Source organism: Cohnella luojiensis (genome assembly GCF_004564235.1).
GTDB classification, from domain to species: Bacteria; Bacillota; Bacilli; order Paenibacillales; family Paenibacillaceae; genus Cohnella; species Cohnella luojiensis.
The window spans coordinates 82,981-98,173 of record NZ_SOMN01000001.1; the positions used below are offsets into that span (position 1 = coordinate 82,981).

A 15,193-nucleotide genomic window follows, 5' to 3' on the forward strand; every position below is an offset into this window, starting at 1 on the left:
TGCTCCGAGTTGGTATCTGAACTCATGCATACCTTATCTTGCAAAGGGGAATTGTAATGTCGTTGTAATTGGGGGGGAACTAGGTTTTATGTTGTAACAACCAAAATATTTTTAATGGAGGATTTATTATGTTAAAAGGAACAACGAGAAAGTATGCCAAATTTAGCGCATTTTTTCTGTTGGTAGCGCTTGTGTCCGCTCTTATTACAGCTTTCACAACAAACAACAATCAGAATAATGATCCATCCATAAACAAAGCTTATTCTGATAAGGAACTCGTCAAAACACTTCCAGGATTCAAAAACGCATACAAAACGGTAAATGGAGTCAAGCTTCACTATATTGAAGGGGGTAAGGGTGAACCGCTATTCCTTCTTCCAGGCTGGCCGCAAACATGGTATGCGTATCACAAAATTATGCCGGAACTAGCAAAGAAATATCATGTTTATGTCGTTGAATATCGTGGAATGGGCAGCTCTGACAAGCCTGCATCAGGCTATGACAAGAAGACAATGGCGTCGGATGTCTATGCCTTGGTCAAAGAGCTTGGCTATTCCAAAGTGAATATGGCAGGACATGACATTGGGGCATTTGTTGCTTATGCTTATGCAGCCAATTACCCTCAAGCTACGAAAAAACTAGCTTTGTTGGACGTTGCTCATCCATCTGATCGCTATCTGACAATCCCTCTCTTGCCGCCACCGGGAGTATACGATACAAGCGTTAAAGACCATCCTATTTACCCTTGGTGGTTTGGGCTCAACTCGGTTCCAGAGTTGCCGGAGAAATTACTGCAAGGAAACGGAATGCGTATTTATCAAGATTGGCTGTTTGACTATTTGGCCTATGGCAAGCCTGCAATGACCAAAGAGGTCAAAGAAGTCTACTATGCGGCCTATTCAAGTCCCGATGCCATTCGCGCAAGTAACGGGTGGTATAAAACATTCAGGCAAGATATTGAAGATTTGAAAACTTATCCAAAACTATCCATGCCAGTACTCGGTATTGCCGGCTTTGATGCCACATTTACTAATCTTGATGCACATTTGCGTCAATATGCGACTGATGTAAAATCGGTGAAACTGGATGGAGCAGGACACTGGATCGCAGAGCAGAAACCGCAGGAAACCATTAAACTGTTTAATGAGTTTTTCCAGTAACAAAAAAAGCAGTGCATGGCAAGTCTAAGCCATGCACTGCTTTTTTTCGTTCATCAAGAACGATAACCTGATTTACGGGTTAATGAGTTATCCGAAATCCGATTCAAGTCAGAAACCAAGCGTTTTTCCGTGAACAATTGTATCGAGATTGGGTTGCTGAAGTAGGGAATATTACCATTCAAAATGCAAAAAACCATCGCCCGTGGCGATGGTTTTTAACGTTTCAGGGAGTCCGATATTCAATAAAGACCTTATTCAACATCATAAATGACCGGAAAGAATAAGTCTATTTCTTTCTTCCTTTTCGTGTAACAATTTTATTAATTCCGGTAAAGATGAGGAGCGTTGAAGGACGATGATTCCAGAAAAAATGTTGAGCTTTCGCGGTAGATTCCCAGATTTCGAAGAAGTAATCGGATGGCAGCTGTTACGGAAATGGTCGTTGTCCGAGGTGTATCGAATGACCTTCGCAACGGGCAATTCGCGGATTGCGAAGTGGGGCGGCAATGAGATGGCCAGAGAGATGGACATTTATTTGCAATTGCTCAAGCCGCTTCAAATCCGGTCCCCGCAAATCTACGATTGCCATAAAGATTTCAGCGGTGGGTTTATCGTGATGGAGGATGCCGGCGAGAAGGACTTAGAGCAGCAGCCCTTCGCCCGGTATTTTATTGAAGCGGCCAAGGAGCTCGCGAGGATGAGGAAGACAGCTGCGGCATCATTGGAGCGCGATGAAATTCCAATGGATATCCGGAACTACTATTCGGTAACCTCTGCTGATTTTCTTGCTCAGCTCGAAGAGTTGCTCGCTAGCAAAGCATTATCCGATAATCCCATTATTCAACGCACTAGAGAGTGGTTCCCGGAACAGTTGGAACGGCTTTACCGGGAACAACCTTTAACCCTCGTTCACCATGATTTTCATGCGAAAAATCTCCTCGTTCAAGGAGAGCGTATTTTAATCATCGATTGGTCGAACGCCTATTTAAGCCCCCACCTTGGAGATTTATATTGCTTAGCAAAGGAAGCAAGCTCGTTCTGCGGCCTGACAGATAATGAAATCATGGATGCATATATAACGGAGTTTTGGAAAGAAGAATCAAGCAGAGATCAACTGGCTTGGCAATTGAAGATAGGAGGCATATGTTGGTTAATCCGTACCATCAAATGGCTCGTTTACGGAGGCACGGACGCGATTCCGGGCTCGGAAGCATGGATACCGGATTTGTTGGCCGACATGGAAAAGCTGCTGGATGATTCAGCGCTTACGGATAATGCGCTACGACCCCGTTGACCGGTAATGCCTTACGCCGAACCGCCATAAAAGCAAGCATGGGATGATGAACGCGCATCCCGCTAGAGGCGTTAGCATGTAGAGAAAAGAGTTTCCTTCGGTTCTGCCCAGGATGTATAGGAGAGGCAAGTAATTAACGCAGCCGAAAGGGATTACGTACGTGAAGAAGCGAGTGACCCATTTCTGGTAGATGTTCAACGGGTATTGCGCCATCTCCCTTCCACCGTCGGTGAAAATGTTGGCGATTTCCAGCCCTTGTATCGTCCAGAAGCACATCGTAGCCGTCAAAATAAAGATACCGGAGAAAATAAACACGCCGCTTACGATCATGAAGATTAAGGTAAGAGATTTCGCGATTGTCCAATCCACATGAATCTGACTTACGGCCCAAGCCAATACGAGTGAGCTTTGCAACAGCCTGCCGATGCGCGTGAACTCGAATTTGGAGCCGAGCACTTGGAGGACGGTGCTTCGAGGACGCACGAGAAGCCGATCGAATTCTCCATTCGCTACGAGGCTTGAGAACATATCGAAACCGCGGACGAAGCATTCGCTAATGGCGAAAGCCATATGAATAACGCCGAAGCTAAGTGCCACCTCGAAGAAATCCCATCCTTTGATTTGCCCGAATCGCTCGAATAGGAAATAAAGACCCGCGAAGACGGAGAAGGGGATGAAGAATTGACCGAACGATAACAGCCAGAATGACGTGCGGTATTGCATCTGGGATTTGAATAATATAAGCAAGTATCTGCCGAACAATTTCACTTAGGACTCATCCTCCTTGTACGACGACTCTTCGAAGGGCTTTACCCATCGCGTATTTGCCTATGGCAACCAACGCGGCCAGCCATAGGAGCTGAAGCGGGATAATCTCTAAAGCTTCCCACTTTGGAATGTGCCCCGAGTATACGCGAAAAGGGAAATCCGCCGTTAATCGGAAGGGCAGTACGTTTACGATCGACTGAAGCCAAGAAGGCATAAGCGGAATCGGGATGACCATGCCCGCCAGAAATTCGCCAATGACTCCGAACATGAGCAGGGAACCGGCAGCGGACATCGTAACAAAGGTAGAAATATAGATAAGCATGGATATGGCGACGAGGATAAAAAGTCCAAGAAGAAGAGCGATGATGAACAGTACCGCGGTGGCCATATCAACGGGTACCGATAAACGATAGGGCTGCGGCAAGAACACGGCGACGATGAGAATCGGTAAACACCTAAGCGCGGCGCTTGCGAGACGTTGCGCGAGCAGCTTGGCATACCAGAAGCCGTATATGCCGCTCGGACGGCAAAGCTCGTAAGCGATGTTGCCGGACGTGATGAGCTGGAACAGCTCGTTGTCGCGGAACCAGAGCATAATGAAGGCGAGGAATGCTTGTTGAAGCCATACGTAAGTGATTAGCTGGGATAACGAAATGGGAGGGGTTACGGGCGATTGGTTATAGAAAGCTTCGAATACCATGATAATGATGAAGCCCCAGAAAAACTGCGTAGCGATGCCGGCGAGCGCGGCGGAACGATACTGTAGGCCATTGGCTAGGCGCAATCGGAACACGGACAGATAGGCCTTCATGTGATTTGGTACTCCTTGTACATCCGTACGATGATATCTTCTATGGAAGGTGAATCGGATTGGGAATCCTCCACGTATCTCTCGCGCAGCGTAGTCAGATCTCCATCATACAGCAAGCTTCCTTTGCCGATCAGCAGGATCCTTTGGGCGAGCGCTTCGATATCATTCATATCGTGCGTGGTCAGGATGACGGTCACGCCTTTTTCCTTGTTGATTCGCGTAATGAATTGCCTGACCGCGATTTTGGAGACGGCATCGAGTCCGATCGTCGGCTCGTCGAGGAACAATATGCTGGGGTTGTGAAGGAGAGAGGCCGCGATCTCGCAGCGCATGCGCTGTCCGAGGCTCAACTGGCGCACCGGCGTTCGGATAATGTCTTCCAAGTCCAACGTTTCCGCAAGCAGCTTAAGATTGCTCCGGTACTCGGCTTCCGGTACGTTGTAAATGTCCCGTAGGAGATCGAAGGAATCAATGACCGGAACGTCCCACCAGAGCTGGGATCGCTGCCCGAACACGACGCCGATGTTCTTCACGTAAGCGACGCGGTCCAGCCATGGCGTATACCCCATGATCGTGCACGTTCCTTGATCCGGAACGAGAATGCCGCTCATTACTTTAATCGTAGTAGACTTTCCCGCGCCGTTCGGACCGATGTAACCGACGATTTCCCCGGGCGCTATCGAGAAGGAAATATCATTTAACGCTGCCACTTCCGAATACTCCCTGCGAAATAACGCTTTAACCGCGTTACCCACCCCTGAAGTTCTTTTCGCCACCTTGAAGCTCTTGCAAATTCCGCTAACCGTTATCAAATGTTTGTCCTCCTGTATGGAATAAAAGCGAAAGGAAGAAGATCTTACCATTCGCTTGGAAACGGTGTCAATAGAAAAGTGAAACCTCTCATAAATCAGTTTGAGGTAAAACCAGCTGCACTTTTATCAGTTAAACATGGAACTTATTTCCTTATAAAGCGTCTTTTAAGTGAAGGAGATGGAGGATATGAAGAGGCTTCGAATATTTGCAATCTTATTGAGCTTAACGATAGTTCTCGTAGGCTGTGACCATCCGGACAACGTGAATACGATGCCGGAAAAAATGCCGGACGATTTTAACTTTTCCGTGCGCTTCGGCATTACCAGCAAAAACGAAGTAAACACCTTCGATTCCACGGTTACGAAGGACCTTGTTGTTAATGGCACAGCGAAGGCAACGATTCGGCTTTCCGAGAAGGAGATGACCGATATTTATAACCAAATGCGCGAAATCGATATTTTAAGGGACTTAAAACTAGTAGCCCGATCGAATTGTTACAAAACCCCGTATTCTGAAGACTTTTGGAAAGTTCAATTGAACGCACAAGCAGTAATGTTCGACTGGTCCGATGAAGCTTGCGAAATGACCGAAAATGCCGAGAAGTTAAAACAATTACGCCAATTTATTCTCGACATCGTAAAGAAGAAGCCAGAGTATAAGGAATTGCCCGAGGCTGAAGGAGGTTACGATTAACGATGAAACGAATGACAATCATTTTTTCGTTCCTCATTATTTCCGTTATGACGATGAATGGTTGCGCGGATACAACGATCACTGATACGGTAACGGAGAAGAAAATAAAACAAATGAACATCCTCACCCCATCCTTAAGCTTGGTGAAAGTTGAAACGGACGGCATGTTATCGGATGTCGGTTACGCCGGATACCACCCGTTCGGGCTAGGAAGCAACGTGGTGGTTGATATGAGTTTCTATGCAAGCAACGAAGTTTCCCGTGGGGATATCGTCTTATTCAAGACAAAGAACAACAACAATCAAAACACGGATATGGCAAGAGTCGTCGGGCTACCAGGAGAATCGGTGAACATCGAAAAAGGCCAAGTCTATATCGACGGAAATAAACTGGATACGTTCTATGGGGATGACAGCTCTTCTAAAAACAATGATTCGATGGATGAACCGTTGACGTTACACGAAAACGAATATTTCATATTAGCGGACGTGCATTGGAGAGGGTTCAATGATAGCCAAACAACGGGTACCGCGTTTAGTAAAGAGGAGATTCTGGGAAAAGTCGTCGGGTATAACAAAAAACTGAACTACGATTTGGATTTTATCAAAAATAATGCAAGAATCGGTATGTCTGATCTCGAAGTCAGAGCTATGCTTGGCAATGACAATTATTCGCAGCATGTCGATAACAGCGATGTATGGATGTATGAATCCAAGAAGGCGGATGGTAAGCCGAGGAACTTAAACGAAGTGGCTTTCGAGGAAATTCAAAAGGGTACTTTGCGATACCAATTGTTCATCATCTGGAAAAAAGACAAAACCTTTATGTATTCGTACTTTTATAAGGGTGAAGACGGCGATGTATGGAACTTTAGCATTAATCCCGATGGAACAACGCAGCAAAATTCAGCTTCCAATCCAGTGAGCTAGAAATAAACCGTAATAATCACCTTAATAAATAAATGGCAGAGCTGTCTCAAAAGTGGATAACTTTTGAGCAGCTTCTTTTATTAATAATGGATTCACCAACTCTTGCTTAACGGCAAAACCTGCCGCTATGCGGTCCGTTGCCCGCCACTTGCGGGGGCTTAACGGCAAAACCTGCCGCTACGCGGTCCTTACCTCGCCACTTGCGTGGTCTTAACGGCAAAACCTGCCGCTAAGCGGTCCTTACCTCGCCACTCGTACGGTCTTAACCATGCCACGAAGCAAAGGGCAGCAGGCGCCCTACCTGCGTCCCCCTTCCCCCAGAAGGTTTTTGCAATGGAAAAATGGCGGGAGCTAGAGGCAGGAAGCGGGTATAGGTCTCGGAAGAGCGGAGCGTCCGCCTCTGTAAACCCTTTGCCACCTTTTCTGCATTTATCCATCAGGCAAAGGGTTTACAGGAAGCGGCTGGAGAGACTTATACCCGCGTACTGCCGCCTTAGCTCCCGAACCTCCTGAACCTCTCCTTTCAAAAACCACTGTCCATTTTTATCCCCCCATAATCGGAATAACATCTTATAGCCGCTCGAAGCCCTCTTTATAATGAAGGGAGCGGCAACTTTCCGCTACTCGCAACAACCAGATTACACCTGTCCTGTTATAATAAAGTCATATTATCGAGAGGACGGGCACCTGCAGATGAGTTTGAGCAAACGTATCTTTGCCGCTTTTTTCGCGTTCATCATCGTTCCGTTGTTCGTTCTTGGGAGCGTTTCCTACCTCGTTTTCCAGAAAGTCACACAGGAAAAGTACGCGGAGCAGACGGAATTAACCCTTAAGGCAATCGGCAGGAACATTAACAACATGATTAAAGAAGCCAACTACTTCTCCGACTTCTGGGTAACGACGGAGGATAGCGTGGAATCCGTGGAACAGGCGATAGACGCCAACACCGGCAGCGCAGAGATCGGAGGCGAGACCCCGCGGAGCCAAGAGTACATCGAATTGCTTGAGAAGGAGAGGCTTCGCCAGAGAGTGTTGTTGACTTATCCGGGAATCAAATCCGTGACCTTATATGGTAACGATAATCGGGAAGTCTCGGTCAATTTTACCAAAGACACGCCAATCAATCGCGAGAATCTCGAGAGCAATCCCATCTATGCCGAGGTACTGCGGAAGAACGGCGCACCCGTATGGGTAGGCCCGAACGAGGACGTCGATTTAACTGGCGAGAGTAATCTTTTTACGCAAATCCGGGTACTGCTCGACATTGATTCGCTCAAGAGCAAAGGGATACTGGTCACGCGCTTTCAGATGAGCGAGATTAACCGGATTTTCAGCTTCTACAGCAGCCAAGGGAAGATCGATCGCCGTTTTCTCATTGTCGCCGGGAATGGCAAGGTCGTATTCGACAACGAATCCGTAGCTGAAGGTGAAAATATCTCGAATTTCGTGGATACCGTCGATGGTATCGATATGGAGAGCGGCAAATCCCAGAGTACGACATTATCCTTCGATGGCCGCAAAAGCCTAGTGTCCGTTCAGGATTTACAATTGCAGCGCCTTGGAGTCGGGGATTGGAAGCTTGTCATGGTGACGTCCTGGCAGTATTTGTCCGGCGATATGGCTCTCGTGCTTCGTTGGATGGTTGCCATCACCGCCGTTTCTCTTATTCTGGCGCTTGTGTTTAACCTCATGTTCGTGCGCAGAACGGTTACCTTTATCGTGCGAGTCGTTAGGGCGATGCGTCAGGTAGAGCGTGGCGACCTCTCTACGCGGGTCAAGGTCGTAGGCAAGGATGAGACGACAACGTTGGCCCGCGGATTCAATAGTCTCGTCATGCGGATTTCGGAGCTGCTTGACGACGTTAAGCAAGAACAGTCGCGTAAGCGCAAGGCGGAGATGATGCTGCTGCAAGCCCAGATCAAGCCGCATTTCCTGTTTAACGCGCTCGAGTCCATCAATATTTTGGCGGTACAGAACGAAGGTCACAAGGTTAGCAAAATGGTGCAAAGGTTAGCGAACATTTTCCGGATCAGCATTCAGCAGAAGGAAGAAATCACGATCGAGCAGGAGCTGGAGCATCTTATCAGCTACCTGGAAATTCAGAAATACCGTTTCGAGGAATTGTTCGAATATACGATCGACGTTCCAAGGGAGCTCCTGAGCAGTACCATATTGAAATTAACGCTTCAGCCTCTGGTGGAGAACAGCATCCAGCATGGGTTCGAAGGAGTCGATTACATGGGACGAATTAACGTTTCCGCCCGCGCGGAAGGACGTAACATCGCCTTCTACATCGAAGACAACGGGATCGGAATCGACGAACAGCAGATGGCACGATTCGTTTCCAGCGGAATGACTACCCTGCAGCAAATGTATGAGGAAAATCCGGAAACCGGGGAACGTCGCGGGCTTGGTGTCGGGAACGTGGCCGATCGTCTTCGAATCCATTACGGCAACGGGTTTGGGCTTATCTTGTGCAGCGCGCCGGGGCACGGAACGGTTATCAAATGTCTTATTCCGCAAGAAGCGGGGAGTGGTACTTAATGAAGCTTAAAGCATTGCTGGTGGATGACGAAGTAAACATCCTGAAGAACCTGCAATTGGTCATCCCTTGGGATACGCTCGATATCGAATTAATCGGCACGGCACGTAACGGGGAGCAAGCTCTCGAGCTGGCGCGTTCGATGAAACCGCAGCTGATCCTTTGCGATATTCGGATGCCGGTCATGGACGGAATCGAATTTTTAAGCGCGCTTCGCGAGTTCGATACGGAAGCGGAGGTCATCATGATGACCGGGTATCAGGATTTTAGCTATGTCCGATCGGTTATACGCTATGAAGTAAAGGATTACATTCTGAAGCCGATCGATTACGAGGAGCTAGCGGAAACGATCAGGCGCCTTGCGGAAGGCGTTCGGGAAAGAAGCATCGAACAGCATTCCATGCAGCAAGAATGGAAACAGGTATTCCATCTGGCCTACGAGAAAGTGCTCTATGATCGGATAATCGATCTGGGGGGGACGTCGAACCGTTCTTTCCTGAAGCTCAGCGAAGCGGAGGGAGAGAATCTAGCCTTCGCCATGATGCTGGTGGACGTCGCGGACTATTCCAAACGGGAGAGGTCTTGGGAGGATAAGGAGCGCAAGCTTTGGAACTTTGCCATTCATAACATCCTTCAGGAGAATCTCGTTTCCTTCGAGGTTCCACACTCCGTATTGCAGGTGAGAAGCGGCGAGTGGTGCGTATTGATCGAACGGATTCCGCCGGATATTTACGACCGCGGGCAATGCATGGCTTGGGCGGAAAAGCTGCGTCAAGCGGTAGAAAGCTATCTGAAGCTAAACATCAGAGTCGCATTGCATCCATCCGAGGTGAGCCTGAAGCAGCTGGCCAAATCGTACAAGAGCCTGCAACGTTCGCTAAATCTGTCTCCGGCTGCGAATAAGGGCGTCATCATCTCCGAGAAGTCCAGAGGAAACGCGGATACGTCGCAGCAACTGTGGGACAGCATTGAAGAAATGGTGACGGGATTGAAGAGATGCGACCGACGCCGTACGGAAACCGCTCTGAAGGAGCTGAACGACAGCTTCCGATCGCTGCCCGAAACCTCATTCGAACGGGTCGCTCCTATCGTGCATTATTTGTGCATCCATTTGTTGCGGGAGATGCGCGCGATGGAAGTCATCAATCGAGACGAGGAGCTCGCGATTTGGAGTCAAATCGACCAGCATCATGGCATTCGCGAAACGCTGCTGGTCATCAATCGGCTCGTGGACCAATCTCTCGAAAGCGTCATGAAGAAGAAGACCAGCGATGTGCTTATGTTATCTGCAAGGGATTATATCGAACGCAACCTGTCGACAGAGCTTAGCATCGACCTATTGGCCGATTATTTAGGAATTAGCGGCAGCTATTTCAGTCTATTGTTTAAGCAGCATGTCGGGGAGACCTTCGTTGAATACGTAACGAAGCAAAGGATGGAGATGGCTAAGTCTTTGCTTGCCTTAAGCGATAAGAGCGTTACGCAGGTCGGCCAGATGGTCGGTTATGCGGAAAGGCGTTATTTCACGCGGGTGTTCAGCAAATATACGGGGATGCTTCCGTCTGAATTCCGCGAAAGGCAACAAAATCAATCCGGAGCGGAGCTGCCTGCTTGGGTGAATCACGAAGGATGATAGGGGGAGAGAAAATCGTGGCAGCGAACAAGAGCAATCGTTTTGAGCGGTTGGGATTGAAGGAGAAAATCGGACAGCTCTTCATGTGCGGCTTCGACGGCTTGGAGCCGACGAAAGGCTTCATGAATTTAATAAAGGATTACGGGCTTGGCGGCGTCATTTATTTCCGCAGGAACGTTCGGAACGCCGCTCAAGTCAAAGCTTTGTCAGCCAAGCTGCAGGAGGCATCCGCAGCTCCGTTATTTATAGCGATCGATCAGGAAGGCGGAATGGTCGTACGCTTGGAGGAAGGCGTAACGGTAATGCCTGGAGCGATGGCGCAAGGGGCGGCAAGCAATGCCGAGTTAACGCGCGAGGCGGCGAAATGGTCCGGCGCGGAGCTGCGCGAGATCGGGATCAACATGAATTTCGCTCCATGCTTGGATGTCAATAATAACCCGAATAACCCGGTTATCGGAGTCCGTTCCTATGGGGAAGACCCGAGTCATGTTGCCCGTTTGGGCACGGCTGCTATACATGGATATCGCGAAGGGGGCATCGTTGCCGTCGCTAAGCATTTTCCCGGCCATGGCGATACGGCTGCGGATTCCCACCATGAGCTGCCTTCCGTCCCGCATAACGTGGACCGCTTGAATGAGGTGGAGCTGCTGCCGTTTCGCAAGGCAATCGAGCAGAAGGTGGACGCCATCATGACGGCTCACGTGGTGTTCCCCGCTTTCGAACCCGAAGGCATTCCAGCTACGCTATCCCGGAGGATATTGTCCGGACTGTTGCGGGACGAACTAGGCTTTGAGGGCGTAATCGTGACGGATTGCTTGGAGATGAACGCGATCGCGGAGACGATCGGAGTAGCAAGAGGAGCGGTAGAGGCCATTAAAGCGGGTGCGGACCTGATACTGGTCAGCCACCGTTTGATTAGGCAGACCGCGGCTTTGGAGGCCGTGATGGAAGCTGTCATGACAGGGGAAATCCCCGAGTCGCGCATCGATGAGGCCGCGCGGAGAATATGGGAGCTTAAACAGTCGCGAGGTCTGTTCGTGAACGCGGCTCCCGCAACGAATCGGGCTCGTGCCGAAGAGGTACGGCGTCAATTAAGCGAAGCGTCGGTCACGGTCGTGAAAGGCGGAGAAGCGATTCCGTTATCGAAGAGCAGCAGTACGCTTGTCATATGGACGGAAGCTCGCGTCGGCACCGAGGTGATCGAGGTCATTTCTCAAGATTGGACGTTGGGTGCCGCTTTGGCTCAGTCGGGCTATGACATTCGGGAAATCAGAATCGGAATCGATCCGACGGCTGAAGAGGCCTCGGAAGTTCGCTCGGCGGCGGAAAGCTATCAGACGGTGATATTCGCCTCCTACGATGCTGGTTTCTCGTCCGGACAAACCGGATTGATCCGCGAATTGTCAGCGGACGGAAGGTTCAAGTTCGTATGGGTATCTCTGAGGACGCCTTACGATCTCTTGGTCGCTCCGGATGCCCCGACTTACTTGTGCGCTTTCGAGAACAAGCCCGCGATGATGACGGCAATAGCCGGAATCCTTTCCGGGGAGCTTGATGTGCTGGCGAAGCTGCCGGTGACGATTGGTGAGCATGAACGGTTATCCGTAGAAGAGTAAGCTGGGATGGGCGACAAAAGACGATTTTCTTCTCCGTTTCATTAGCGGTGGAAATCGTCTTTTTTGTCTCCTTGATGTATAATAACGGGCAGGAGAGAGACGACGGAAGGGCGGTATATCCCATGACTTATTCGCGTTCGAGGACGCAAAATCAACAGAAAACGAAACGTCGAAGCAGAACGCGGTTGTTATTTCTCGTTAATGCGATTTTATTGTTAGGCATCATCACGGTCGTTGCGCTCGTTTGGAAATCGAATCAGGATGGACAAGCCGTTAATTCCGGCAAACCGCAAGCCCAAAGCGAGGCATCTCCGAGCGACGAATGGCAGCCTTCTGAGATAACCCAGGAGCCGGCGGAAGAGGAGGGAGAGGAACCTGCCGCGTCGCCATCCGAAGAGGAAGATGACGTTTCCGTACCTTTGGAGGGCGATGGAGAAACCGTTTCTCTAGCGCTAGTAGGCGATATTCTTCCTGCAGCCAAGGTATTGGATCTTATGAAGATCAATGGATTCGATTATCCTTTCCGCGAGGCTAAGGCGGTGTTGGAAGCGGCAGACGTTACGGCCGGAAATCTAGAGACTCCGATCACGACGCGGGGCACGCCTGCCAAGAACAAGCAATACGTGTTCCGGGGAAGCGCGGAAGCCGTTCCGGCCCTGAAGGAAGCGGGATTCGATTTCTTATCCCTCGCGAATAATCATACATTGGATTATGGCTGGCAAGGCTTGAGCGACACGATGGACGCGCTTGACGATGCCGACCTGCAGCATGCGGGATCCGGTAACGACGATCGAGAAGCATTCGCTCCGGCATACATAGAAAGCAAAGGGATTACGGTTGGATTCGTAAGCGTTACCCGCGTCGTTCCGGAGGTGTCATGGAAGGCGGACCGCTCTCATCCGGGAGTAGCGGAAGCCTACTCTCCGAATCGCGCGGTCGCGGCGATCAAGGAAGCGAAGGAAAATGCGGATATTGTCGTCGTAATGGTGCATTGGGGCGTTGAAAGAGCCGAACGGCCTGTCGCGCATCAGACGGATCTGGCCCATCGGTTTGTCGATGCCGGTGCGGATTTAGTGACCGGAAGCCACCCGCATGTGCTTCAAGGCTTCGAAGCGTACAAAGGGAAATGGATTGCGTATAGTTTAGGCAACTTCGTATTCTCGACGACAGCGTCATCGAAGACGTCGGAAACCGGCGTATTGAATGCCGATTGCGGGAAGGATGGAACGTGCTCTTTACGGTTCGAGCCGATGTTCTCGAAGAATTCCCAACCGGCTCCGATGGATGACGTCGCAGCCAAAGCGCTCTTAGCCCGTCTGTCGACATTGTCTTATGGAGCCTCCGTGGAGGAGGATGGAAAGATTGTGGCGCAGAATTAGGAGTAGAACGAAAGGACTTGTAAATCTGCCTTTCCGATTTCCTTTGAGAGGGGTTAGTATGATGGATATAAGCAGGCGTGCTGCTCTCCATCCTTGCGTGGCCCATAGGGGATTCTCCGGCATGGCGCCGGAGAATACGTTGGCAGCCTTCCGGTTGGCGATGAGCCAGCCCTACGTGCAATGGATCGAACTGGACGTGCATCTATCCCGAGACGACGTACCTGTCGTTATTCACGACAGCACGTTGAAGCGAACGACAAACGCACAGGGATTGGTCAAGGATTACACGGCGGAGGAGTTAGGTCGACTGGATGCGGGAGGCTGGTTTCATCCGTCATTCTCGTCAGAAGGCATTCCCACGTTGGATGAGGTTCTTGCCCTGACGTCAGGAACCTGCAGGCTTAACGTAGAACTAAAGGGCGAATATGCGGACCGTGAGCTTCTTGCCCGTCAAACAGTAGAGGTTATTCGTTCACGTCATTTAGAACAAGATACCGTCATAACCTCGTTTGAGCCGGATATTCTTCAGGCAGTCCGTCGCTATTCCCCAACCTTGAAGACGGGGCTTATCATAGACGATCGACCTTCGGACCTTGTCGAGAAGATTAAATTCATCGGGGCATCATATTTATCCATAGGGTTCCAGCACTTGAACGAACGTTTGCTTGAACGGACGGCCATCTCGGCAATCGACGTCATGGCATGGACGGTTAATTCGGTTTCCGATTTACGCAGGTTATCCAGGCGTCCGGAGCCGTTCCAGTTATGCACGAATTACCCGGACCGCTGGTTAGCGGTTATGAAAGAGGAGAACCCATCCCATGAGTGAAAATAGAGCGCACCTGACTCCGTTAGATTTCCGCAACATCTATTGCGTTGGACGTAATTACCGGCTGCATGCCGCGGAATTGGGCAATGAAGTTCCTACGTCTCCGATGATTTTTACGAAGCCGACCCATGCCGTCATCGAGATGACGGACGGCAGCCTTATTGTCCCTGGATCGCAAGGAAGCGTACATTACGAAGCGGAGCTCGTATTCGCCGTAGGAAGAACGTATGAAGCGAGAATCGACTGCGGTGAGTTGTTGTCTTCGTTCACCGTAGGGCTGGATTTAACGCTCCGGGATGTACAGGAAAGGCTGAAGGCGAAGGGACAGCCGTGGCTAGCGGCCAAAGGCTTCCGCAATTCGGCTACGCTTGGACGTTGGAAGGATTTTCAGGGAATGAATGCTATGGAGGAGCAGGATTTCGGGCTTCGGATCAATGATAAAGAAGTACAACGGGGTAACGTTCGGGATATGGTATTCGATTTGCAAACTATCATAGATTTTATCGGACAAAATTATGGTTTAGCGGCGGGAGATTTGATCTATACGGGAACTCCCGCGGGAGTAGGTTCGCTGAACGAAGGGGATCTGCTGGAGGTTTGGTGGAACGAGGAGAGCTTAGGTCGAGCCCAGGTGAAAATGGGTTAGAGTAATCATATTTGTAAATCGTAAGCAATAACAAAGGAGCTATCTCAGGCGTCTGCCTGCAGATTAGCTCCTTCGTTGCT

At 49.8% G+C, this 15,193-nt stretch carries 13 protein-coding genes; 10 read left to right on the top strand and 3 right to left on the bottom strand.

Annotated elements, in window-relative coordinates:
• Positions 1-128 precede the first annotated feature (128 nt).
• Both E2980_RS00375 and E2980_RS00380 read left to right on the top strand, forming a co-directional pair.
• Positions 129-1,160: an alpha/beta fold hydrolase gene (locus E2980_RS00375; protein ID WP_135150149.1), complete on the top strand. Its 1,032-nt coding sequence runs from the start codon at positions 129-131 to the stop codon at positions 1,158-1,160.
• Positions 1,161-1,515: 355 nt separating this feature from the next.
• On the top strand, positions 1,516-2,454 hold the full coding sequence (locus E2980_RS00380) for an aminoglycoside phosphotransferase family protein (protein WP_135150150.1): 939 nt from the start codon (positions 1,516-1,518) through the stop codon (positions 2,452-2,454).
• Here the strand turns inward: E2980_RS00380 and E2980_RS00385 are convergent.
• Genes E2980_RS00385 through E2980_RS00395 form a run of 3 tightly spaced genes read right to left on the bottom strand, consistent with a single transcriptional unit; the run spans position 2,440 to position 4,845 of the window.
• The gene (locus tag E2980_RS00385; protein WP_135150427.1) at positions 2,440-3,177 is read right to left on the bottom strand and encodes an ABC transporter permease; all 738 of its coding nucleotides are present in this window, start codon (positions 3,175-3,177) and stop codon (positions 2,440-2,442) included. The genes E2980_RS00380 and E2980_RS00385 overlap by 15 nt on opposite strands.
• A gap of 52 nt (positions 3,178-3,229) precedes the next feature.
• Entirely contained in the window at positions 3,230-4,033 is an 804-nt protein-coding gene (locus E2980_RS00390; RefSeq protein WP_135150151.1) for an ABC transporter permease, read from the bottom strand.
• Positions 4,030-4,845: an ABC transporter ATP-binding protein gene (locus tag E2980_RS00395; RefSeq protein ID WP_240702782.1), complete on the bottom strand. Its 816-nt coding sequence runs from the start codon at positions 4,843-4,845 to the stop codon at positions 4,030-4,032. The genes E2980_RS00390 and E2980_RS00395 overlap by 4 nt, the downstream gene beginning before the upstream one ends.
• A 187-nt stretch (positions 4,846-5,032) precedes the next feature.
• On the opposite strand from E2980_RS00395, the gene E2980_RS00400 reads away from it, so the two are divergent.
• From E2980_RS00400 to E2980_RS00435, 8 genes are all read left to right on the top strand, one after another.
• On the top strand, positions 5,033-5,539 hold the full coding sequence (locus E2980_RS00400; protein ID WP_167746923.1) for a hypothetical protein: 507 nt from the start codon (positions 5,033-5,035) through the stop codon (positions 5,537-5,539).
• A gap of 2 nt (positions 5,540-5,541) precedes the next feature.
• Positions 5,542-6,468, top strand: a complete 927-nt coding sequence (lepB, locus tag E2980_RS00405; RefSeq protein ID WP_135150154.1) for a signal peptidase I — start codon at positions 5,542-5,544, stop codon at positions 6,466-6,468.
• 693 nt (positions 6,469-7,161) lie between these two features.
• Positions 7,162-9,012 (top strand): cache domain-containing sensor histidine kinase, encoded by a 1,851-nt coding sequence (locus E2980_RS00410; protein ID WP_135150155.1) that lies wholly within the window; start codon positions 7,162-7,164, stop codon positions 9,010-9,012.
• Positions 9,012-10,643, top strand: a complete 1,632-nt coding sequence (locus E2980_RS00415; RefSeq protein ID WP_167746924.1) for a response regulator — start codon at positions 9,012-9,014, stop codon at positions 10,641-10,643. Before E2980_RS00410 ends, E2980_RS00415 begins: the two co-directional genes overlap by 1 nt.
• Positions 10,644-10,660: 17 nt before the next feature.
• On the top strand, positions 10,661-12,259 hold the full coding sequence (gene nagZ / locus E2980_RS00420; RefSeq protein WP_276322217.1) for a beta-N-acetylhexosaminidase: 1,599 nt from the start codon (positions 10,661-10,663) through the stop codon (positions 12,257-12,259).
• Positions 12,260-12,381: 122 nt separating this feature from the next.
• The gene (locus E2980_RS00425) at positions 12,382-13,638 is read left to right on the top strand and encodes a CapA family protein (RefSeq protein ID WP_135150429.1); all 1,257 of its coding nucleotides are present in this window, start codon (positions 12,382-12,384) and stop codon (positions 13,636-13,638) included.
• Positions 13,639-13,696: 58 nt separating this feature from the next.
• Entirely contained in the window at positions 13,697-14,467 is a 771-nt protein-coding gene (locus tag E2980_RS00430; RefSeq protein ID WP_240702783.1) for a glycerophosphodiester phosphodiesterase, read from the top strand.
• Positions 14,460-15,113 carry a fumarylacetoacetate hydrolase family protein gene (locus tag E2980_RS00435; RefSeq protein ID WP_135150157.1) on the top strand — a complete coding sequence of 218 codons (654 nt, stop codon included), beginning with the start codon at positions 14,460-14,462 and terminating at the stop codon, positions 15,111-15,113. The genes E2980_RS00430 and E2980_RS00435 overlap by 8 nt, the downstream gene beginning before the upstream one ends.
• Positions 15,114-15,193 lie beyond the last annotated feature (80 nt).

Coding starts and splice junctions, on each gene's coding strand:
- E2980_RS00390 (WP_135150151.1), bottom strand. CDS start 4,033: ATGAAGGCCTATCTGTCCGTGTTCCGATTGCGCCTAGCCAATGGCCTA.
- E2980_RS00385 (WP_135150427.1), bottom strand. CDS start 3,177: ATGCAATACCGCACGTCATTCTGGCTGTTATCGTTCGGTCAATTCTTC.
- E2980_RS00410 (WP_135150155.1), top strand. CDS start 7,162: ATGAGTTTGAGCAAACGTATCTTTGCCGCTTTTTTCGCGTTCATCATC.
- E2980_RS00430 (WP_240702783.1), top strand. CDS start 13,697: ATGATGGATATAAGCAGGCGTGCTGCTCTCCATCCTTGCGTGGCCCAT.
- E2980_RS00425 (WP_135150429.1), top strand. CDS start 12,382: ATGACTTATTCGCGTTCGAGGACGCAAAATCAACAGAAAACGAAACGT.
- E2980_RS00400 (WP_167746923.1), top strand. CDS start 5,033: ATGAAGAGGCTTCGAATATTTGCAATCTTATTGAGCTTAACGATAGTT.
- E2980_RS00380 (WP_135150150.1), top strand. CDS start 1,516: ATGATTCCAGAAAAAATGTTGAGCTTTCGCGGTAGATTCCCAGATTTC.
- E2980_RS00415 (WP_167746924.1), top strand. CDS start 9,012: ATGAAGCTTAAAGCATTGCTGGTGGATGACGAAGTAAACATCCTGAAG.
- lepB (WP_135150154.1), top strand. CDS start 5,542: ATGAAACGAATGACAATCATTTTTTCGTTCCTCATTATTTCCGTTATG.
- E2980_RS00435 (WP_135150157.1), top strand. CDS start 14,460: ATGAGTGAAAATAGAGCGCACCTGACTCCGTTAGATTTCCGCAACATC.
- E2980_RS00375 (WP_135150149.1), top strand. CDS start 129: ATGTTAAAAGGAACAACGAGAAAGTATGCCAAATTTAGCGCATTTTTT.